General features: G+C 40.1%; 22 protein-coding genes. 10 read left to right on the top strand and 12 right to left on the bottom strand.

Annotated features, from left to right (window positions below; all coding sequences use genetic code 11):
• Positions 1 to 175: 175 nt before the first annotated feature.
• From ABJK37_RS08405 to raiA, 4 genes are all read right to left on the bottom strand, one after another.
• On the bottom strand, positions 176 to 856 hold the full coding sequence (locus ABJK37_RS08405; RefSeq protein WP_348352015.1) for a hypothetical protein: 681 nt from the start codon (positions 854 to 856) through the stop codon (positions 176 to 178).
• A 47-nt stretch (positions 857 to 903) separates the two neighbouring features.
• A complete protein-coding gene (locus tag ABJK37_RS08400; RefSeq protein ID WP_348352019.1) occupies positions 904 to 1,650 on the bottom strand; it encodes a phosphotransferase in 747 nt (248 codons plus the stop codon).
• 348 nt (positions 1,651 to 1,998) lie between these two features.
• Complete coding sequence (locus ABJK37_RS08395) at positions 1,999 to 2,313, bottom strand: EF-hand domain-containing protein (protein ID WP_348352013.1); 315 nt, start codon at positions 2,311 to 2,313, stop codon at positions 1,999 to 2,001.
• 252 nt (positions 2,314 to 2,565) lie between these two features.
• Positions 2,566 to 2,922, bottom strand: coding sequence for a ribosome-associated translation inhibitor RaiA (raiA, locus tag ABJK37_RS08390; protein ID WP_215929772.1), 357 nt, complete (start codon positions 2,920 to 2,922; stop codon positions 2,566 to 2,568).
• A gap of 184 nt (positions 2,923 to 3,106) precedes the next feature.
• Here raiA and ABJK37_RS08385 point away from each other — a divergent pair, with 184 nt between their 5' ends.
• Positions 3,107 to 3,946, top strand: coding sequence for a DUF2797 domain-containing protein (locus ABJK37_RS08385; RefSeq protein WP_348352010.1), 840 nt, complete (start codon positions 3,107 to 3,109; stop codon positions 3,944 to 3,946).
• A gap of 77 nt (positions 3,947 to 4,023) precedes the next feature.
• On the opposite strand, the gene ABJK37_RS08380 is transcribed toward ABJK37_RS08385, so the two are convergent.
• On the bottom strand, positions 4,024 to 4,998 hold the full coding sequence (locus tag ABJK37_RS08380; protein ID WP_348352008.1) for an SDR family oxidoreductase: 975 nt from the start codon (positions 4,996 to 4,998) through the stop codon (positions 4,024 to 4,026).
• Positions 4,999 to 5,157: 159 nt separating this feature from the next.
• Positions 5,158 to 6,033 carry a LysR family transcriptional regulator gene (locus ABJK37_RS08375; protein WP_348352006.1) on the bottom strand — a complete coding sequence of 292 codons (876 nt, stop codon included), beginning with the start codon at positions 6,031 to 6,033 and terminating at the stop codon, positions 5,158 to 5,160.
• 86 nt (positions 6,034 to 6,119) lie between these two features.
• Here ABJK37_RS08375 and ABJK37_RS08370 point away from each other — a divergent pair, with 86 nt between their 5' ends.
• Entirely contained in the window at positions 6,120 to 6,539 is a 420-nt protein-coding gene (locus ABJK37_RS08370; protein ID WP_348352004.1) for a PACE efflux transporter, read from the top strand.
• A 54-nt stretch (positions 6,540 to 6,593) separates the two neighbouring features.
• Here ABJK37_RS08370 and ABJK37_RS08365 read toward each other — a convergent pair whose 3' ends face one another.
• Entirely contained in the window at positions 6,594 to 7,484 is an 891-nt protein-coding gene (locus ABJK37_RS08365; RefSeq protein WP_348352002.1) for a LysR family transcriptional regulator, read from the bottom strand.
• A 168-nt stretch (positions 7,485 to 7,652) separates the two neighbouring features.
• On the opposite strand from ABJK37_RS08365, the gene ABJK37_RS08360 reads away from it, so the two are divergent.
• Complete coding sequence (locus ABJK37_RS08360) at positions 7,653 to 8,258, top strand: short chain dehydrogenase (protein WP_348352000.1); 606 nt, start codon at positions 7,653 to 7,655, stop codon at positions 8,256 to 8,258.
• A gap of 44 nt (positions 8,259 to 8,302) precedes the next feature.
• Here ABJK37_RS08360 and lepB read toward each other — a convergent pair whose 3' ends face one another.
• Positions 8,303 to 8,953, bottom strand: a complete 651-nt coding sequence (lepB, locus tag ABJK37_RS08355) for a signal peptidase I (protein WP_348351998.1) — start codon at positions 8,951 to 8,953, stop codon at positions 8,303 to 8,305.
• A gap of 330 nt (positions 8,954 to 9,283) precedes the next feature.
• On the opposite strand from lepB, the gene ABJK37_RS08350 reads away from it, so the two are divergent.
• The gene (locus tag ABJK37_RS08350; RefSeq protein WP_348351996.1) at positions 9,284 to 9,748 is read left to right on the top strand and encodes a nuclear transport factor 2 family protein; all 465 of its coding nucleotides are present in this window, start codon (positions 9,284 to 9,286) and stop codon (positions 9,746 to 9,748) included.
• Between the two features lie 103 nt (positions 9,749 to 9,851).
• On the opposite strand, the gene ABJK37_RS08345 is transcribed toward ABJK37_RS08350, so the two are convergent.
• A complete protein-coding gene (locus ABJK37_RS08345) occupies positions 9,852 to 10,262 on the bottom strand; it encodes a disulfide bond formation protein B (protein ID WP_348351994.1) in 411 nt (136 codons plus the stop codon).
• A gap of 394 nt (positions 10,263 to 10,656) precedes the next feature.
• On the opposite strand from ABJK37_RS08345, the gene ABJK37_RS08340 reads away from it, so the two are divergent.
• From ABJK37_RS08340 to ABJK37_RS08330, 3 genes are all read left to right on the top strand, one after another.
• Positions 10,657 to 11,202: a dienelactone hydrolase family protein gene (locus ABJK37_RS08340; protein WP_348351992.1), complete on the top strand. Its 546-nt coding sequence runs from the start codon at positions 10,657 to 10,659 to the stop codon at positions 11,200 to 11,202.
• 298 nt (positions 11,203 to 11,500) lie between these two features.
• Positions 11,501 to 11,878 (top strand): BlaI/MecI/CopY family transcriptional regulator, encoded by a 378-nt coding sequence (locus ABJK37_RS08335; RefSeq protein ID WP_348351990.1) that lies wholly within the window; start codon positions 11,501 to 11,503, stop codon positions 11,876 to 11,878.
• Positions 11,871 to 15,008: a M56 family metallopeptidase gene (locus ABJK37_RS08330; protein WP_348351988.1), complete on the top strand. Its 3,138-nt coding sequence runs from the start codon at positions 11,871 to 11,873 to the stop codon at positions 15,006 to 15,008. Before ABJK37_RS08335 ends, ABJK37_RS08330 begins: the two co-directional genes overlap by 8 nt.
• A gap of 46 nt (positions 15,009 to 15,054) precedes the next feature.
• On the opposite strand, the gene ABJK37_RS08325 is transcribed toward ABJK37_RS08330, so the two are convergent.
• Positions 15,055 to 15,270 (bottom strand): hypothetical protein, encoded by a 216-nt coding sequence (locus tag ABJK37_RS08325; protein ID WP_348351986.1) that lies wholly within the window; start codon positions 15,268 to 15,270, stop codon positions 15,055 to 15,057.
• A gap of 213 nt (positions 15,271 to 15,483) precedes the next feature.
• Between ABJK37_RS08325 and ABJK37_RS08320 the strand changes: the two genes are divergently transcribed.
• Complete coding sequence (locus ABJK37_RS08320) at positions 15,484 to 16,011, top strand: mechanosensitive ion channel domain-containing protein (protein WP_348351984.1); 528 nt, start codon at positions 15,484 to 15,486, stop codon at positions 16,009 to 16,011.
• Between the two features lie 160 nt (positions 16,012 to 16,171).
• Positions 16,172 to 18,115: an alpha/beta fold hydrolase gene (locus ABJK37_RS08315; protein ID WP_348351982.1), complete on the top strand. Its 1,944-nt coding sequence runs from the start codon at positions 16,172 to 16,174 to the stop codon at positions 18,113 to 18,115.
• Positions 18,116 to 18,183: 68 nt separating this feature from the next.
• Here the strand turns inward: ABJK37_RS08315 and ABJK37_RS08310 are convergent, their stop codons facing one another.
• Together ABJK37_RS08310 and ABJK37_RS08305 are read right to left on the bottom strand one after the other, a co-directional pair.
• Positions 18,184 to 18,711 (bottom strand): hypothetical protein, encoded by a 528-nt coding sequence (locus ABJK37_RS08310; RefSeq protein ID WP_348351980.1) that lies wholly within the window; start codon positions 18,709 to 18,711, stop codon positions 18,184 to 18,186.
• Between the two features lie 70 nt (positions 18,712 to 18,781).
• Positions 18,782 to 19,693, bottom strand: a complete 912-nt coding sequence (locus ABJK37_RS08305) for a M14 family metallocarboxypeptidase (protein ID WP_348351978.1) — start codon at positions 19,691 to 19,693, stop codon at positions 18,782 to 18,784.
• A 267-nt stretch (positions 19,694 to 19,960) separates the two neighbouring features.
• Between ABJK37_RS08305 and ABJK37_RS08300 the strand changes: the two genes are divergently transcribed.
• Positions 19,961 to 21,448: a CotH kinase family protein gene (locus tag ABJK37_RS08300; protein WP_348351976.1), complete on the top strand. Its 1,488-nt coding sequence runs from the start codon at positions 19,961 to 19,963 to the stop codon at positions 21,446 to 21,448.
• Positions 21,449 to 21,466 lie beyond the last annotated feature (18 nt).

Raw genomic sequence — 21,466 nt, 5'->3', positions numbered from 1 at the left:
CCTTTGGGCGAGGTTTAAAAGCACCTACTCTGCGTTGCTCGAACTTACAATAGAATAACTATTGCTTCATTCGAGCGCCTTGATTAGGTGATTTTAAATCTCGCTGAGCGATCAATTGTTAGGATGGATTGGTATTACAAGGTAGTTTGTTAAAAACGGTTTCTGTAAGTAATCGTTATTTTTCATCCACATTTAAAATAGCCAATATTAATACAAAAAAGCACAACACCAGATTAAACAACGGAATTTGTAAATTGCTAGGCATCATATAAATAACACTCACCGCGGGGATCCAAATAATCCAAGTGGTTACCACTGTGGTTGGTATTTGCACTTTGACTAGTTCACCAAAGTGCATTTTAGTTTTCTGCCAATTAAACTGCTGATCTTTCCACAAAAAAGCCAAAGCTATCATAGGTCCCGTCAAAAACGTAGAAAATACAAATTGGTCAAAAGCGGTTTTTTTCACTATGGTGAGCCAGTCGTTGCCGTCACCAAATAACACCACTTGAAAAGCGTAAAAGCCGTTAATTAAGCCACCTATGAAAGCCCAAATCAGCACGTAAAAAAGCAACTGAGAAAAAGGTCGAAAACGAATTTTGCCACTTAAAAACATATATACGAAAGGTAAAAAACCACCAAAAAGTGCAGTTGAAATTACCGCATATAAAGCACCATATTCTAATTTTAAATCAGCAAAAAACTGAAAGGTTGTCTGCGAGGCAGGCCAATAGAAGTAACTTAAACCAATAGTGAGAGCAAACAATTGTAAACACAAGCCTGGTAACAAGTTGGCACCTATAGCAGCTTTGATATTAGCAATAAGCCGTGTCCCGTTTGATTGCTTCGGTGTCATAGAATATTTTCCTTTATAGGCAGTTTTTTGGGCGCTCGTATATTGAGTCATTGCTTTGATAAACGGCTAAGTGCGATATCGGTTTGCTTTTGCATATGTGTATTAATTTTATAGTGATCAGGACTCCACCCTAATAAAAACCGGTAAAAGTCGGCCCAAGCAAAAGCATATAATTCATGCCATTCTTGCTGCAGATCTATAAAATCAATTTCTATTTGATAATGCCCCACTGCTTTTTTGAGCACAGCGAAGTATTCGTTCACTAGACTTTGCTCATGATTAACTAATTCATCTTGGTTTAAACAACCTCCTAAAAAGTAGACAAGGTCTTTAACTCCTACCCCTTTACCGACATATTGAAAATCAACCGCAGCTAAACCAGCTGTATCCTCTGCAAAGCAGAAATTCGCCAATTTAGCATCACCATGAACCAGTGTTTGAAAGTGGGCGTTATTCAATGCAGCATCTAGCTCCTTAGCAGCGTCTTTAAGTCGTCCGGGCTGCATCACATCGAACTCTTCTTGGCGAGTCGCTAAATACCAATAAGTGCCAATAGGCCAAAGGTCTGTGATGTCTTGCTGCAAAAATCTAGCGTGAAAATACGCCAACCATTTAATACCTAACTTCACATCAGACATGGATGCTTGGTTTTTACGCAACCTAAAGCCTTGTTGATCGAGATCTTGTAATACCAATACCTGTTGTTGATTATCTGAAAATTCAGCCAGTAATTTTGGCACCACACAGTATTCATCGCATAACTGTCCGTAGCGTCGATAAAAATTCGCTTCTATTTGATAGGATTTTATCTTGCGCTGATGCCCAATTTGGGTATTCCAACCTCTAGGATGATGAGTTTCAGTGGGTGCAGATATATGCTTAACAATAATTGAGGTATCGAGCCTAGGGCTATGATAACGAGCGATCTCTCCATAACCACTCCATAGAGATTGTACTCTGTGTAATTGAGTCAGTTGTGGATCTGAAAAGTGGGATTGTAGTTGCGCTAAAACGTTGATAGTGAGTCGCTGCTTTACTCTGAAGTTTATAACATATTAACTTAAACAGTCTGAGCTAAAAAGACTTAAAAATAGCGACTCACTTGGAGTCGCTAATAAATTTAACCTTTTGATTGTCACTTTCTATCTGTCACGACGAGGAGGCTTGTGACTGGTAAATTCTTCTTCAGTCAACACTCCATCTCCATCGGCATCAATATGCCCAAAAATAGTAGAATGTTCGTTGTTTGGGACATCGCTTTGTTCAAACTCAGCAAAACTAACCGCACCGTCGCTATTTAAGTCTAATGTTGAAAACGCTGGCCTCTCGCGTTTCGGCATATCTCGATCGCCGCGCTCTTGAGCGTGAGCCGACAAACTTAAAGACATTCCAATTAAGCAACAAAGTGTTAATAACTTTACTGAACTGTTGGTTTTCACTGCTTTTAATAATTTCATAATATGACCTGTTTGTTTATTTAAATTCGAATAAAGCTTACCGAGAATTCAATTAAACAGTGTGCAAGAAACGGGCAAAAAATGTGCAAACATAATGAAAGTGAGAAGCACAAGCCAATACTGATGAATCGCAGATGTCGATGCTGACAGACAGCATGCTAAAAAGTTCTAAAGGGGGAAATGAGTGTTTTTGCGAGTAGCGCTCAAACTAGCAACGTTAATTTGAGCGCATTATGATAAAACGCTTGGGTACTAGGTTAAATCCATACCCTGAATAATTTCATGGGCGATTTCTGGGGTGGTAACACTAGGTTTTTGATGCAAATCCCCTTTTAATTGTCCTTTACGATGTTTAAGTGCTGCATCTAATTTTTTACTGGCTTGTGCGAGAGCTGGATACATTACTGCTCCTTTACCTTTAACCGCAATACTGGTGCCTTCGTATTTAGTGGAAACTTCTGCGCTAAACTCACCGTGCTCTTTCGTCACAATGATGTCTAAAGCGATAAGGGTTGGGAAATGACTGGCTACTTTAGAAAACTTTAAATTAATATCCTCTTTAACTGACTCTGAGATATCGCAATGATGACCTGAAACATTTATTTTCATAGATTTTCCTTTTTGCTCTGGTTTACGTTTTTACAAACTTACTTATACAGCTTGGGTCATGTTGCCAAGAAAACAAGGAGCAACCGATATAAAAAATCATACTCGAAGATATTTTCGGTGACCCAGAGGCTAACCATCCCAGTTTTATGGTAAATTTGCCACATTAATTCTCGGAAATTTTTTTATGACCTTATACCAAGGCAATACTCGTAAAATGCGAGTCAGCACAAATTCGGACAACGTCGCGCAATATGCGCTGCCCATTGGCGACGCCACAATCAATATGAACGCCTTAATTGGCCAACCTTTAAAGGTAAATTACCAAGGTGAGATTAATTGTGTACATTGCGCAGCTAAAACCAAAAAAAGTTTTAATCAAGGCTACTGTTATCGTTGTTTAATGAAGTTGGCACAATGTGATACTTGTATCATTAAACCGGAACTATGCCATTATGAAAAAGGCACTTGCCGCGAACCGGCATGGGGAGAGGCAAACTGCCTGTCGAGTCACTTTGTGTATCTAGCTAACACTGGCACCATAAAGGTAGGGATAACGCGGCATGTGACAGACGGAGTCTCGAGTCGTTGGATTGACCAAGGTGCTACGCAAGCCATTGCAATTATGCGGGTGCAAAACAGATTAACCAGTGGCTTGGTAGAAATGGCGTTCAAAGAACATATCGCAGATAAAACCAATTGGCGCACTATGCTCAAAAGCCAACCTGACCAGGTAGATTTAGTCGCCCTAAAAGAATCCTTATTAGAACAAGTAGAAGGTGAACTCGACGAAATAATTGATGAATACGGATTTCAGGCCATTGATATTTCAGACACCCCAGCCATTGATATCCACTACCCTGTTGAGCAATATCCAGAAAAAGTAAAGTCTATTAACCTAGACAAAGACCTAGGCTTTGAAGGTACCTTGTTAGGCATTAAAGGTCAGTATTTGATGTTAGATGGCGACCGCGTGATCAACATGCGCAAATACTCAGGTTACCATTTGCAAATCGAAACACCCTAGAAGAAACAACAACAATTCCAACTGCGTACACACTAAATTAAGTGTGTGCGCAGTTAGGAGCGATTTAGTTTCTAAGACTATTTCTGGCTATTTTTTGAAACCTTGTCGATTTCTTCATCCAACATTTCAATCAACCTAGCGCGGTCAAACTGATGAACTTGGCCATTATTGAGTTCTAACATCTTGCTAACTTGACGCCTAATCGTAGCATCAGCTTGGCCTAATGTTGCAGTCACCATGTATCGAAGTTTTGGCTGGTCGCTTTGCATTATATGCAGTGCAGCCTTTGCGACATCGATAGGATCATTGCCCTTATCGACCTGACTTAACGCGGCAAGCGTGCCATCACGCTCTTGTTTATATCGACTGTCGTCTGTCCAATAATTAGTTTCAGTGATTAATTTGCTAGCGGCATTACCGATATTGGATGCATAATTTCCTGGCTCAATCACGTGGACACTGACTCCAAAGCGATTCACTTCTTTAGATAGGGCATCAGTATAGGCTTCGATAGCATGTTTACTCATGCTGTAGGCACCAAACATTGGGCTAGCCAGAACTCCTGCAATTGAACCCGTGGTGGCAATACGACCTTTACTTTCGATAATCATTGGCGCAAAAGCTTGAGTCACGCGAAAAGGCCCCATAACGTTCACATCGAATTGATATTGTAATTGTTCGACCGGTAACTCAATCATAGGTCCAAACACTGCCACTCCGGCATTGTTAATCAAACCATATAAACCACGACCTTGTGCTTTAACAAAGTCTACTGCTGCGTTAATTTCAGTTTGATTACGCACATCAAATTGCACCGCTGTCACATTGTCCATTGCATTCATGACTTGCATTTCATGTTTATGCAAAACGCCGGCGTATACGTAAAACCCATTTTTAGATAACTCTTGAGTCATCTTTAATCCAAGGCCTGAGTTGGAGCCTGTCACCAACACAGCTTTCTGATCGACATTTGGGGCGCTAGATTGAGCGCTGAAACCATTAAAATGAATAAGTAAACTAACGCTAAATAGGATAATTCCGAATTTTGACATGGTGATGCCTTTTTTAATTAATGTTTAAAGTGAATGATTCGACTAACACAGTCGTAATCAACAGCAGTATATGGCAAAGGAACCGCTTGCTATATTTACATCTGCTATGGGTAAACATTTACTAAAACTATTTAGACGATTTGCGGAGTGTTAACGTCGCTACAGAATATTGCGCAGTAATTGTCGCAACGTTTTGAAAATGGCTTTGCCACTGTTTTTTTGATGTTGCAACACGTCAACATTAGCTTGCCAATGCATTTTCTCGAATTCCATGGGAAGCTTAACTAACTCCCCTGCTTGGACCGCGTCATGCGCCACATGCTCGGGCAAAAAACTCCAGCCGTGGCCTTGCAGCGTCAGCTCTAGTAACAGGAAATAGTTATCTGCATACAAAATATCTGGGCTGATTTTTAGTTGGAAACTGCTGGTTTGGGTATTTCTAGAGCGGATCAGCAATTGTCGATGCAATCGCAAACTATCGATGCTTTGACTGATTTGCTCAGACAATGGATGAGATTTGGCCACGTATAAATCAAAACAAACAGAGCCGATACACTCATAGTCTAAGTATGTGGGGATCTTAAGCTCACTAAAAATAACGCCAGTTAAGGGCACTTCTTTTTTTAGTAAATCAATAATATCGAGACTCGACGCGCTTAAGAATTCTAGGGTAACTTGAGGGTAAATTCGCTGTAATTCGCCAATTATGCTGGAAACAGCCTTAAATGGGATCCCTTCGTCCAAAGCAATGGTTACTTCACTTGGCGTGATATCACTAAGGGCTTGGACAGAATTTTTTAATCGCTGATGTTGATTGAGAAGAGCGTGTGCATGGGGTAACAAACGGCTACCAGCATTTGTTAATGTTGGATAACGACCGCCGCGTTCAAATAGAGTCACGTTACAATCTATTTCTAGATTCATAATATGTTGACTCACCACAGATTGTGCCTTTCCTAAATGCCGTGCTGCAGCAGAAAACGAACCGGTTTCGACAGTAGACACAAAAGCCTGAAGTTGTTCAATGCTAAACATATCGCTTTTACCGATACTTAATAACTAACACATATCATTATAATGGATGAATATAGCGCTACCGTCACCCTTTATATGAATACATCATGAAAACCATTGAACGAATATTTCAAGCTGTTCTGTTTGAAGCTGTTGCCTTAGCTATAGTGGTACCCACTTCTGCATTAGTTGGAGGTTATGCAACTGAAAAAATGGCTATTGTTGGAATTGCTTTGTCGACTTTTGCTATGTGTTGGAATTATCTCTATAACATACTATTTGACAAAATCGCTGGTGAAAGCCGCCAAATTAGAGGTGCGGCAACACGAATTATTCACGCTTGTTGTTTTGAACTTGGCATGGTGATAATCACCTTACCCGTGTTGGCTTGGTACTTAAACATAACGTGGTTAGCTGCCATTATTTTAGAAACCAGTTTTTTAATATTTATACTCTTCTATACACTCATATTTAATTGGTTATACGACAATTATCAACCTTATCAGAGGCTTGTGAATAGATCGTAAATAAGGAGTTAGCACTAAAATGTATTCCACCTCAATCTTTTGAATCTCGTTCCTTTACTCATACTGAACTTGGAGCTTTGCTAAGATCCATTTTTGCAATACATCATCGTTGTAGCGCGGATGCCAAGCGGCAATAACATCAAATGGATCGGGTGATTGTTCTAACGGAATTTCAACTAAATCTAGCCCGCTAACAGCTCTTGAAGGTAAAAATGAAATGGTATCTGTTGTTTCAAGATACATGGGCACGACTGAAAAACAGGGAGCTGATACAACCACATTACGCTTTAAACCAAATTGCCTAAACCAATCATCAATAGAGCCTTTAAAATTGGGCCGGGATGGAGACGCAATAATACAAGGGTAACTTGCGACTTCTGCCAAAGTGGCTGTAGTAAGTGAAATTGCTGACCTGGCTGATGCCACACAAACATGGTGTTCTTCATACAACTTCATTACGGGGTAGTTGTCGGGTATATAATCTGGAAATGCAATTGCTAGATTAATTTTGCCACTTTCCATTAATTGATGAAGCTTATCAATTTCAAAATCTCTCACTATGAGTTTTAAATTAGGAGACTCCTTTCTTAAGGTCGAAATCAAAGTCGGTAAAACAACTTGCTGTGCGTAATCGGTAGCCGCAATAACGTAGGTCCCAGAGATTGTTTTCGGATCAAAATGAGTCGGTGATAAGAGTGCGTTAAAATCATTTAGGAGCTTATTGACACCAATTGATAAGTTCTCGGCAAATGGAGTGGGAACAAAGCCCGTGGTTTTTCTAAGGAACAATCTATCATCAAAAACATCACGTAACTTTTTCAAATGTTCACTAATAGCTTGCTGCGTTAACCCTAAATGATTGGCAGCTTTTGAGGCATTTTGTTCTTGTATCAAAGCCTGAAAGACTCTCAACTGTTTTAGATCTAACCGGTCCAGTTTACTCATATATAACGCCTTTTTTCTTTTCATTACACCCAACAAAACTTAACACATAACAATTTTTTCTTGTATCACTTACAAAATATCATTGTTTAAAATTGTTAGAAAAGTTCTCTACAATTTTTTCGTCAAATCAATTTTTAAATTAATACAAAACCAAAGAGAGAGAAATAAATGAAAACGGTAATTTTAATCGGTGCGTTAGGCAAAATGGGGCAAGCAGCATTAACAGGCTTGGGCAATCAAAGGGTTATTACTGCAGGACGCTCTGGAGAAGTTGATCACATTGTTGATATTACCAATGAGCAATCTATAAGAGAGTTGTATGAAACTGTTGGTAACTTCGACGCAGTCGTCAATACTGTTGGTTTTTGTGAGTATGCGAACTTTACTGAGATGACTGAAGCGCAGTGGATGACCACTGTGATGAGTAAAATGATGGGACAAATAAACTTAGTACGAATAGGCCAAGAGTATATTGCCGATGGCGGTTCGTTCACCTTAATTAGTGGCATTTTAAATGTTAAACCGATTCCCTTTGCCATTGCAGATGCTACAACGAGTGGAGCAATTGACACTTTTGTTAAATGTGTTTCGTTAGAAATGCCTAGAAATATTCGTATAAACGTAGTTAATCCCACGGTATTAAGCGAAGCCTGGGATGTGTACGGAGAAATGATGCCTGGTTTTGAACCAGTTTCTGGAAGGTTAGTGGGTAAAGCATTTGAACGTTCGGTAGATGGCTTTATTAACGGTGAAGTCATTGTTGTTGACGCTTGATATTGAAATGGAAGCCTAGCCTCTAGGCTTCCACTTTACTGCAACTAGATAAGCGGTTGATTGAATCTTTCTTCACGAGGTAAATAGTAGTTTTTGGGGTCCAGAGATAGCAACACTTTATTGGCCTTACCTTGAATTTCAATGGCAGGAACAAAACCATAATACCTAGAATCAGCACTGTTGTTTCTGTTGTCGCCCAAAACCAAATAATGCCCTTCTGGCACAATAACTTCCGCGAAGTTATCGCGCGCTTCGGCTACAGGCATAAATTGTACGATATGCGCTACGTTATCTAGTTGCTCAGTTTTCTGGAGACCATTGTCGCTGTCTTCATATTGAATCGGCTCACCATTAATAATCAGTTTATTATCAAACATCGCGACTCTGTCACCCGGCTCTCCTATGAGTCTTTTTACCAATCGATTACCGGCTTTCTCAGAATTAAACACCACTATGTCGCCACGCTTTGGCTGTCCCGTTTGCATAATTTCTATATCAGTAAACGGCACCTCTAAACGATACGCCATCTTGTTGACAAAAATCCGGTCGCCTTCAACTATGGTAGGTAACATAGAGCCTGTTGGTACCAAATACCAATCGGCGAAACTACTACGCGAAGCAAATAATACCAATGCAAACAGCAAAAATGCCCAGTTTTCTTTTAAGAGTTTGTGCATTGAAAGTTTGATATTCATGGTTTAATCCTTGTGATCGTAATTTGAAATAAGACCCTAAAACCGACCTGAAGTTTAGCAGTAGTTTGTAACTCTATGTGTCACCAACATCCCAAGCAAATAAGGTGCATTATTAATGGAATGAGTTTAATAGGTGCTAGACATGTTTTGGCGCTATAACGTATACCTAAGCTAAAGGGTAGAGAAATAACTATCGTCATCTAGATGGATAAACTGATACACTTTTCAATAAATAGCCTGCGTGTCGCTACCTTTTCTCTGGTGCTTTTTGTATGACCTTTTTCAACTGCAGGTACACTTGCTATTAAATACTAATAAAGGAAGCACTTTTTGTCTCAACTCACATTGGCTATAGCCGTCGTAACTCTAACGTTTTCTTGGCTAACATATGCTGAGTCAATGACTTCTAGCGTGCAAAACGAAGTAATGGCTTCATTCGAAAGCCTTGTTCAAGCCTCAAGAGAGCTCAACCATGACGCTTATTTTGAACACTTTGACACAGAAAAATTTGTTGGTCTAAACAGCGACGGAACCAATTGGAATTCAATCGACGATTTATCACCGCTTATTATTAATGGTTTTGCTTCAATTAAAGCAATAACTCAGCTCAAATTCACCAATCTTAAAATATCTGTTATTGACCAGCATACTGCCATCCTGGTGAATGAATATACTCAGTCGATGGAACTAAAAAACGGCAGCCTAATAAGCAGTGCTGGGGGTGGTACTCAAGTATGGTCGAAACGAACTGGTGCTTGGAAACTTGTTAGCGTCTCGGCTAGTAACAAACCTTGAGCACCAGTTCGTAGAAAATTATTCAGGAAACACCCATAGTGATCTTGCCGGTTAAATAGATTCAGTTATTGTAATTAGAATGGGTGTTTCTCTCGTTAAATAGCTAAAGGTCTGATGTTTTTTTCGCACCTGAAAATACCAACAAGTAGGTCAGACCAACAATACCAAACAATGCAAGACCTGATAAAAGGAAGGGATCGATGATGATATTTTCTTTAAATTCGAAGGTTCCAGCTGATATTTTTTTCCAGTGCATAAAGTTTTGATTAGCAGCAACGGTCGCACCGAAAAAACCAATCACTAATCCAATGTATTTTGCTATCCAATGGCTGGCACCAGGGGTAATTAAAATTAACCCTAAAATACCAATGACTGTCCGCTGTGCTCTGCAGTAGGGACAAACGTAAACCATACCCGCAAGGTCTGTTGTCCACGCCACTATTGCAATAATAATAGCGATAATTCCCACAATCTTAGTGTGCGTTGTATATGTGTTTAACTGAAAAACTTTCATCTGTGTTTAATTCCTAATTGAAAACGACTTTTTTGTTAAGTGTAACTTGAAACTCATTGTGCTGAAGCGCTTGTACAACGCAAATAGAAGAGCGCTTTTTGCAATCTCAAGTCAGTTTACATTTTACCGAAATCTAAGGCTAAACCGGCACCAAGTTACGTGCTAACATTAACAAAATCTCTGAACCAACAGTAATGACTAAAATCAATACAGTAGGTAGCTGGGATAAATGAAACTCATACAAAAAATAAAGATAATTTTCACGCTGTACTGATTAGGAACCGAAAATTTTAACAGCAACATTTATCGTAATTTAAGGGATTTAAAAGGGTTCATTAACCAATAGTTAGATTAAGTCTCTCGGTAATTCTCATGTTAGTTGGCATCTATATTTGTGAAAAACATCATCGTTTCAGACATTTTTGGTAGAACAGAAGCACTGGATGAATTGGCTTCTAACTTTTCTGTGCGTACCGAAATTCACGATCCCTATAATGCGAAGAACATGGCATTTTCAAGTGAACAACAGGCCTATGATTTTTTCACTCAACATACCTCTTTAGAACAATATACTAAAAGCTTACTCAAGCGTATTCAATCCGCCAACTCTCCTGTAAACCTTATTGGCTTTAGCGTAGGTGCGTCTGCAATTTGGAATATATCTCACCACTCTACTCTCAATAACGTTATGAAGGCTTGTTGTTATTACGGCTCTCAAATTAGGAACCATTTACATATTGAACCTCTATTCCCCATTACCCTGACTTTTCCAATATCAGAGACACATTTTTCAGTAACAGAACTGATGAACAAGTTAAACGACACAATTAATGTAACTGTCAGACAAGTTTCGTTTCTACATGGGTTTATGAATTCTCACTCTGTCAATTACAATCAAGAAGGTTACTGGAGTGAAATTTTAGCGTTGTCGAAGATGTGATTTAATCAACCCTTGCAGAAGCTAGGGCCCTACATATAGATTTATCGATTTGCAGCAATTTATTATCAATAATCACAATGGATAACACTATAAGTTGCTCATGTCATTTCGTTGGTTTAAATTTTTAGATTTTCCACCGTATTACTTTTATTGTTTTTTACTTATTAAAATCAATAATTTAAGCCTAAATATCAAAAGCGACCTGTCAGTTACACTCAAAACTTTGTTCAAAAAACTTGCAACTACGATTAATCTCGTACATATTAACTACGAAACCAATCGTAGTTGAGGATAATACATGATTAATCCAACACCATCAGAGCTGGAAGTGCTTAATATTTTATGGGAACTTCAAGAAGCTAACACTCAGGTCGTCAACGACCGACTCAATCTACAACGCCAAGTCGGCTACACAACCACCTTAAAAACCATGCAAGTCATGTTTGAAAAAGGCTTATTAGACAGACGTAAAGAAGGCAAAAGCCATGTGTATTTTCCACTTATCCAAGAATCAGTAGCCAAAGGCAACTTACTCACAAAATTTGTCAACAACACCTTTGGCGGATCCGCTAGTAATTTGATGATGCAATTGCTTGATAACAAAAATGTTAGCCAAGATGAAATAGCCCAAATCAAAACTTTTCTTAAAGAAATAGAGGATAAAAACCATGGATAGTTTAATTTCCCTTTTTGACAGCCAGTTTGTATATGCCTTGGGTTGGACCATAGTCCACTCATTTTGGCAATCGTTACTAGTGTTTACGTTGCTCGGCCTTTGTCTGCTGGTAAGCCAACGTTCTAGACCAGAAATTCGCTATTGGTTATCAGTGGCAGCGCTTATCTGTTGCCTGATTATCAGTATTAAAACCTTTGTATATTGTTACCAAGATGTGGTGCAAGCCAGTCAATTACTTGCGCAACTACAAACCATGCTGCAAACACCACACATACAAAACTGGTGGGTCACCACTTTTAAAACCATCAACCCATGGTTAGATACAATTGTGCTACTTTGGTGTGTTGGCTTTTTTGTCCAAAGCGTACGTTATGCCTACGACATAATCCGCACCCATGGCTTAAAAAGCCAATCGGTATCTGATTTGCCAAGGGACTGGAATAAACGACTACAAGGCTTAGCGCAAAAACTAGGCGTCACTAAATCAGTGTCTTTTAAATATTCGCCTAAAATCAATGTGCCCTCTGTGATTGGTCATTTTAAGCCGATCATCCTGTTACCTTTAGGTATTTTGACGCAGCTACCTCAAGCGCAAATTGAAGCCATAGTGCTACACGAACTGGCACACGTTAAACGTCACGATTATTTAATTAATATTTTGCTGTGTTTAATTAAAGTGTTGTTCTTCTTTAACCCCTTTGTACTTGCTATCAGCAAAAAAATTAGCATCGAACGTGAAAACATCTGCGATGACCTAGCCGTTAAGGCTTGTGGTGACCCTTTAATCTTTGCAAATAGTCTCAGTCAATTCGCCAACATTACACCTGTAAGTCAATCTGCTATGGCCGCAAGCAAAAACAAATATCTGTTATTAGATAGAGTGAAACGCTTATTCCCTAGTCACGGAAATTTATCGACAACTACCGAGAGACTAATAGCCTTAGTGTGTGCGGGGTTACTTGGTCTCACTCTTAACGTTAATGCTAAAAACCAGCCAGTTGCAGTTGCGTTTGAATCAACGCCTATGCAACTTGAACCTATGAATGAAGAAACTGAGCAAGATACATATCCAAAAACAGCTGGTGAAACCCCTAGTCCTAATAGCGTTTTTATCGAGCCTGATATGCCTACCGATGATGCTGAAAACCAAGCCAAAGGCACAAATGAAATTATTGCATCCAGTGGTTCAACGGATAATTTAGCGGTTACTGTTAAACCCACAGAGCCAACTGGTCAAAATAACGAGCCACTGCCTGATACAATCACATCCACCTCGACTTTTTCTGAAAAATCTCAGCAAGAAACCACGGTGTTGTTAGCGCAAAATAGTTCCTCAGATGCCAGCAGCGCTGCACGTAATTACCTAGAATCCACAAATAAAAATGTAAAAGCTGCGACGACAGAGGTAAAAGAGAGTCAAGAAACGATACAAACACACCAAGGACAACTTACCGGCCGTGTTTATGCCAATACCGACAAATTCAGCAGTTTTTCATTAGAGTCACCCAATGCGTTAGACAACATCGACCAGATAATTTTTGCTCCTATTTCTACTACCGACACCGAGTTTTCACAAGGTGCAAGAAAATGGAGAAATGTAGTCAGCCAATATTTTTCTGAAGTTCAAAGTAAGCAGCCGCGCGTAATAACTTTGACTAAAAATAATGCCCGAGCGACAGCTGATTTTACTGGTATGAATTCCTCGCTTATTGCACAAACAAGAATTAAGGACGTAAGACTGATCGATCTTGCTAGGAAGGGAACCAGAACTAATATTCACTCTAAATGGAGACATCAGAAGACAGGTGAAACTCGCGCTTGGAACACGAAAATGCGTGATTCGCGAAGGGTCGGGAATTTTCAAACGTTGCAAAAATCTACGTCTACCCCAGGTCTAACGGATATCAATAGTCCTCTTCAAGAATTCAAAATGACAGGAGCTCTTAACTCAAAGACTGACCTGACTAAGACAAAATTTCTCCTAGAAGTCATCGCAGAAATAGTTTTTGTTGATGCTATAAACTACGAATATGCGGGTTACGGATTAAAAAAAATATGGCTTGATTCCGCTAACGTTGAGCCTGACTTACTCACACTAGCAAGGCATGAAGGAAGTCCTACAAACTCTCGAACACGAACCGAACGTAATGCCGACATCATCAAAAACATGTGGGATATATTGCTTAGCCATCTTCAATATGATGTTTACCAAGTGGCAACTGCTATCAAAAATCAAGAGCTTGCACTCACCTTAGTTTCTGCCGCAAAAAAACCTGCCGCTAACGCCCACCCCATAAACAAGCAACTAGCATCACAGTATTTTCGTGTAAAAAATAGCGAATTCGAAGAGTTCATACTCAGCGCTACGGATTCTCTCGATGCGTTTACGCAGACCACCTACTCACCCATAACAACCAACCAAGCACAATTGAATTCGAAGCAAGATGGTTGGAATCATCAACTAAAATTGGCCCTACACCATTTATCCAATCAGCCATCGCAGACCTATATTTTTGCAACAAATAATTTAGCTCAGGCCGACAGTTCCACTGCGACTGACGACCAAAATCTAGTGATACAAATGGACGTTAAACAGATGGAACTTTATTCTCGAAGCGCCATTCGCAATTATCGAACCGATTATGAAGTAAATCGTGGTTCTAACTATAATCGAGGCGCCACAGCCACAGAAACTGGGTTGAGCCCCTCAAAAGACGACGTTGGTGGAGCATCGCCAAGAAAAGTAATATCGCTAAAACCAAGTGCTTTTGACTCTAAATTATACTTACGAGGACAATTCGAGATTACGCTTATCGATCCTCAAACTCACAAAATATTGGGGCATGCCATATCAAATGCAACTGTGAACCCAAAACACAGTGCCTTTAAGACTTTGGCGCAGCAAATAAAAGCGCAAAATTTGCAGATTACAGAAGAGGAAATGTTAGTTATCGCATTGATTGGGGAAGTGAAAAATCAACTACACAAAGAGTTGCGGCGTGTCCAACAGGGTGAAGTATCCGTTGACTCCATTCAACTAATGGCAGAACGGAAACAGGATCTTACTGATGCCCCATTGAGAAGCCAACAAAAAGCAGCAGACATCACAGTTGCACATCTTGCTTATTAGTGATTAAAAGTGTCAGTGGGAATGATGAACATTAGTACTACTGACACTACACTTCTTCCCCACCATATTTGCTTGCCAAATCATCCAATTCAGAACAGGTATAATCGAATCCCTTACCATCAAACTCGTAGGTGATTTTCACCGTATCTGAACCTTGAAATAACTTAGCTTTAACCTCTGCCACTGACCAGTGTTTTAGCTCGTTTAAAAAACGATTGGCCACTTGCGCCCGAGCAAAACGATAGCGAATTTCTGTTTGCATAATTACTGCTCAACATTCCTACATGACGACCATTTGCGAAAGTGGGGAGTTTGAGGATTTTTGATTAAGAGTCAAGGATCGAAAGTAACTTATTCATGCAAATATTCCGTCACTTTACTTGCCGTACACTGATAATTACCTGATGATTGCTTTAACGCCGTTTACAACTTGTTTCGTTAATGGCCACCAATTTCTGTGCATAGGACATCCTTAATGACGAACAACTGGCTTCTTTTTGGTTTACTGATATTACTGTTTTTGATCACGCGAAAATGGTTAGCCTCTGCTTTTAGACGGATAACCAAAAATAAAAATGCCACCCTAAAGCGCAAGTTAATGGTGCGACAAATATTGTTAATGTCACATTTAGTCTCTTTCATAATGATTGGGTCAATGGTGTTAGGCATTGATTACGGAAAATTTATTGTATTTCTTTCGTCTGCTTTTGCGGTATTAGGCATCGCGCTATTTGCTCAGTGGTCCATTCTCAGTAATATTACAGCGGGTATTTTGATCTTTTTCAATTTTCCTTATCGAGTGGGTGACACGGTGCGTATTGCCAACAAAGATTTTGACCTAAGCGGAATGATTGAAGAAATCACTACTTTTCATGTACTCATTAGACATGCTGACGGCGATCTTATTACCTACCCCAACAGCCTAATTTTACAAACCCCAGTGATTAAATTAAAAAGTAAACATACAAAACCTCCCGAAGAATTAGAAGATCACCATGAATAAAGAATAGATGTTTGTCTCCAACGACCAGGTATTTTAAATAACAAACTGAGAAACCTATTTGCAAAAGTGGTTAATGTTGCTAATTATCTATTCACTGTGAATCACCTGTTAAACTTTCACCGCGACCGATTCACTACACACGAGTCAAAAAGGATAAGTCATGACAAAACACATTATTGCGTTAATGTTACTCAGCGTAAGTTTATCGGCCACAGCTGTAACTAACAGCACAGCCAATAACGGTAATTTAGTAATGCAGGATATTCCTGCTATTCCCAAAGAGATAGTCGACAACCTTTCTCGCTATCAAAATGTGCGCTCAGCACCTTTTCGAGATTTCAGCCAAGACGGTAAAAGTATCTATATTTCTACGCGATTTGGCGATGTCAGTCAGTTGCATAGAGTTGACCAACCAGGGGGCGCTCGCCATCAATTAACGTTTTTTGATGAACCAATTGGCTCCATAAGTCGTCAACCTGATGGCGACACCATTGCTTTTACTATGGACGCTGGTGGTAGTGAGTACTCACAGGTTTTCATTCTGGATCCCCAAACAGGTGAAGCCAAAATGTTAACCGATGGCGAGTCGCGAAACGGCGCGTTTAGTTGGAGCGACACTGGTGGTAAATTAGCTTATCAAAGTACCAAGCGTAATGGGCGCTCTAACGACTTGTGGATGATGGACACTCAAGCGCCAGAAAAGAGCCGTATGGTACTTGAATCAACCGATGGCAGTTGGTGGGGTCCGGTAGATTGGGACCAAAAAAATCTCAACCTATTGGTACAACAATACACCAGCGCAAGTAATTCAAAAGTGTACTCGTTAGACTTAGACTCAGGAAACAAAACCTTACTTGATGGCAGCGATGACTCGCCAAGCGTAAACTTTGCTTTAAGTTATGCCAAAGGAGATAAAGGATACTTTCTAACAACCAATCAAGACAGCGAATATCAGCGCTTAGCCTATAGGGATTTCGCCTCAGGCAAACTGACTATTATCACCAAAGATATACAGTGGAACGTCAGTGAGTTCAGCTTAAGCAAAAGTGGAAAAAGAGCGGCTTTTACTGTTAATCAAGATGGCATTAGTCAGTTATATTTGCTTGATACCAAAAACTTCAAGTATCAAGCCGTGCAAGATGTGCCTATTGGTATAATTAGTGGGTTAACCTTTAGCCCCGATGACAAACGTCTCGCCATGAGTCTCAATACCTCGCAAACCCCTAGTGACAGTTTTGTGTTAACACTTAAACGTTCTGCCACCCAATATGCTGATTTAACACGTTGGACCTTTAGCGAGGTGGGCGGACTCAATACAGAGCTTTTTGTCGTGCCTGAATTGGTGCGTTTTGAATCTTTTGATAAGCGCCAAATTCCAGCCTTCGTTTACAAACCTAACAAAAGTGGGCCACATCCCGTCATTATCAGCATACATGGTGGCCCCGAAGGTCAAGCAAGGCCTTACTTTAGCAGTAACACTCAATTATGGTTAAATACACTTGGCGCTGCGGTTATCACCCCTAATGTACGTGGCTCAGCAGGTTACGGAAAAGAATATATCGGTTTGGACAATGGGTTTAATCGTGAAGACTCGGTAAAGGATATTGGCGCGCTGCTTGATTGGATAGCCACCCAAGATGATCTAGATGCGAGCCGAGTGGCGGTCATTGGTGGTAGTTACGGTGGTTATATGGTGCTGGCAAGTGCGGTACATTTCAGTGAACGCCTTAAGGCTGCGGTAGATATTGTTGGCATTTCTAATTTTGTGACTTTTTTAAAAAACACCAAAGACTATCGTCGCGATTTAAGACGGGTTGAATATGGCGACGAAAGAATTCCAGAAATGAACGCTCATTTACAAAAGATTAGCCCCAGTAATAATGTCGATAAAATCAATGTGCCATTATTTGTAGTGCAAGGACAAAACGACCCACGGGTTCCCGTAACTGAGGCTGAGCAGATCGTAAAAGCGATGCGAGATAACAATAAAGCGGTGTGGTATATGAACGCTTTAAACGAAGGTCATGGTTACCGTAAAAAAGAAAACCGCGATATTTACCAGCAAGCCGTGGTGTTATTTTTTCAACAGAATTTGTTGAATTAGAGAGTCTGTAACTGGGAGATACATTAATAAAGGTGTCACACACAGTGTTGTGCCACCTTTAAAAAACATTAATTTTCTAACGCTTCACGCACTTCGTTTAGCGCTTCTACTGAAAATCCTTGATCATAAAAGTAAACGATAGTGCCACTCTTATTTAATAACATCACGCGGGCATTATTGGGGTTTTGATTGCCAGTAAAGCGCTGCACTTTATCGCCATCTGCATAAACAGTGACCACCCCTTTCCACAATTGTTTAGGGATCCCTTTACGCATGCCACTGTCGATAAAACCACTAAACATTCGAGGTAACATACCTTGAATCGTAGGTATTTCGTAAGCGGCGACTTGGGTTTGTGTCATATCTAGGCCAATTAACCAGCGGTCGATATCAAACTGCGAGTCTTGTTTATAACCAAACAGTAATAGGGTTTCTTGACCTTCAAAATCTTGTGGTATCGCGACTTGTTGACCTTCTAAACTTTCGCCAGAAACAGTAACCATGCGGTCACCAATAGTGACTTGACTGGGGTAATCGTAATTAGCACAACCACTCACAAACAATACCATCACAAGACTTATAACAAATTGTCGCATTATACTCGTCGCTTCTAAAGTTGAATACTGTTGTTACGCTGAACGCTAATAAAGGGTTCACTCTGTTCGCTTAATTTTTTAAGATAAAATCCAACGCCCCTGTAATTGCAGCCACTTGTGCTTGGATACAATTTTCAGCGTCAACCTTAGGACTATCTGGATAAACTTCTGTAGTGCTCACAAACTTAGCTTCGGTCACACCCGCACATAAACTTAAACTTTTTAGGGCGTAATTAATCACGCCTTTTTGTGCCACTGGAGCGCCTATAATTCGCCCACTTTCATCCGCTGGCGCAATGTGGGTAACTTTTTCCACGGATTCAATGATGGCTTTCTGGAAGTCGGCACATGGGTTTTCGGTATCACCCACGGTATAAAACCCATCAGGGATAGCCCATTCCTGATGTTCGATGGCATCCCGAGCAGCAAGCGCAGGACGAAATTCCGAGTTGTCTGTATCTGTGGTTTCGTGTAAATCGATGTGCATAACAAAGTCTAAGTCCGACACCAATTTCATTAACGCCGCCGATTCTTGCGCAGGGCTGTTTGCATAAAATGAACGATTAGGATCAATCGCTAAAGGATTCCATCGATTGATAGTCTCGTAGGCCCAAGGGCTTATACAAGGTACAATCATAAGATTAAACTTGTGGTGATAGTTTTGGGCCGCGGTTGCCGCAAACCTTAAAGCCCCAAACACGCCACTAGTTTCGTAACCGTGTACTCCTCCCGTAATCAATACATTTGGTTTGGATTTATCCCAATTTAAGCTGCCAAGTGCAAACACTGGAAAGGTACCAAAGTCATATTCAAGTTTTGCATACTCCTCGATATCAAAATGATCAGCTAAGGCAGATAACTGGCTCAATACGTCATCAGCATAGGAACGCTTTGTTTTTTGCGCATTCAACCACTGCTGTTTTTCCGCTTGCTGCCATTTTTGTCCTACTTGACCAATAGGATAGGCGTTATTCGTTGTCATTAGGTTGCTCTTTATATGGATTTTTTATGGCGGAATTATGTCGATCACCTAAGCGTTATTCAACTGCTACTGTCACATCCATGATCTTTCTGTAGTGGCATATTATTTACGTTTTGAGCGTCTATCACCAAATAAGACACCTGATTGCACATTTATTGCGTTTTGCTTACACATTTTTTGCACCTTTGCTTTCTATCATTCGAATAGTTTCGAGTACTTGAAGTTTACAGAAGTACTTTTTAATAACCACACAGTAAGGTTTTTTCTATGCTCTATCGAATTAACACTCAAACATCAAAGACAGTTAGCGAAATATTCAAACAATTTACCTTTATCATCCCGGTCTGCGTGTTTTTAACATTCAGTGCCTGCGGTGGTAGCGACAGTGACGAAGTAAAGACAGATGACCTAACGATAGAAGATGAGGTAAGTGAATCAGATAATGGCACCGTAGCCATAACCGACACCGATTTTGAAGCAACTGACTGGACAGAGGCTACTCACAGTAAAAATGCCGATCCGGATTTTGATGAAGTCTTTGATGATACCCAAGTGAAACGTTTAGATTTTGTGGTCACCGATACTCGCTGGCAAAGTATGCTCGACAATATGACCGATCTCTACGGCACATTTGGACAAAGAACGAATAACCAACTGTTAGACACAGACGAAGACCCAATCTTTGTACCTGCCGATGTATATTACAATGGCACCCAGTGGTATCGAGTAGGTATTCGATTTAAGGGCAACTCATCGCTACAAACCAGTTGGCAATCCGGAATACTCAAGTTGTCTTTCAAATTAGACTTCGACGAGTTCGAAGATAATTACCCACAAATTGATAACCAACGTTTTTATGGATTCAAAAAACTCAGCCTTAAGAACAACTACAATGATGAATCACTAATGCGTGAGAAAATAGCAGCCGATGTTTTTAAAAATGCCGGTATGGTGGTATCCCACACAGCTTTCTACTCTTTGTATGTCGATCATGGCGACGGTCCAGAATATTTTGGTCTATACACACTTGTTGAAGAGGTTGATGACACGGTTATCGATACGCAGTTCAACGACAATGATGGAAACTTATATAAACCAGAAGATGACGGCGCAACCTTCGCTGAAGGTAGTTTCAATCAAGAGAATTTTGAGAAGAAAACCAATGAAGATGATGAAGATTGGTCAGACATAAACGCCCTTTTCACAGCACTTCACGACGACACCAGAACCGACGACCCAGCAACTTGGAGAACCAACCTTGAAGCCGTTTTTGATGTAGATGTTTTCTTAACTTATTTAGCTGTTAATGGCATCATTCAAAACTGGGACACATATGGTCGCATGCCACATAATTACTATCTTTATAACGATCCCGATACAGGACTATTAACTTGGATCCCTTGGGACAATAATGAAGCCTTACAAACCGGTAATCAAGGAGGCGCATTAGAACTCGATTTTTCAGACTTAAATACTACTAGTTGGCCACTCATTGGCAAAATTTACGCTGACGAAGTTTACAAAGCTCGCTATAACGAACTGTTGTTAGAGGTGATCAGTAATGCCTTTGAAACCAATAGTATTCAAGCAACCTATGATCAATACTCTGCGTTAATCGAACCCGAGGCAACCTCTGAAGTAAGCGGTTATTCTTTCTTAGAAAGTGACAACGATTTTTACCAAGGGGTGGAATATCTCAATCAACATGCACAGCAACGAGCAGAAGCAGTATTTGATTATTTAAACGAACAATAATGGCGCATTTGCTGCGGT

This window comes from Paraglaciecola sp., assembly GCF_039964565.1.
Taxonomy (GTDB): Bacteria; Pseudomonadota; Gammaproteobacteria; order Enterobacterales; family Alteromonadaceae; genus Paraglaciecola.
This window is presented reverse-complemented; position numbering and strand designations above follow the sequence as displayed.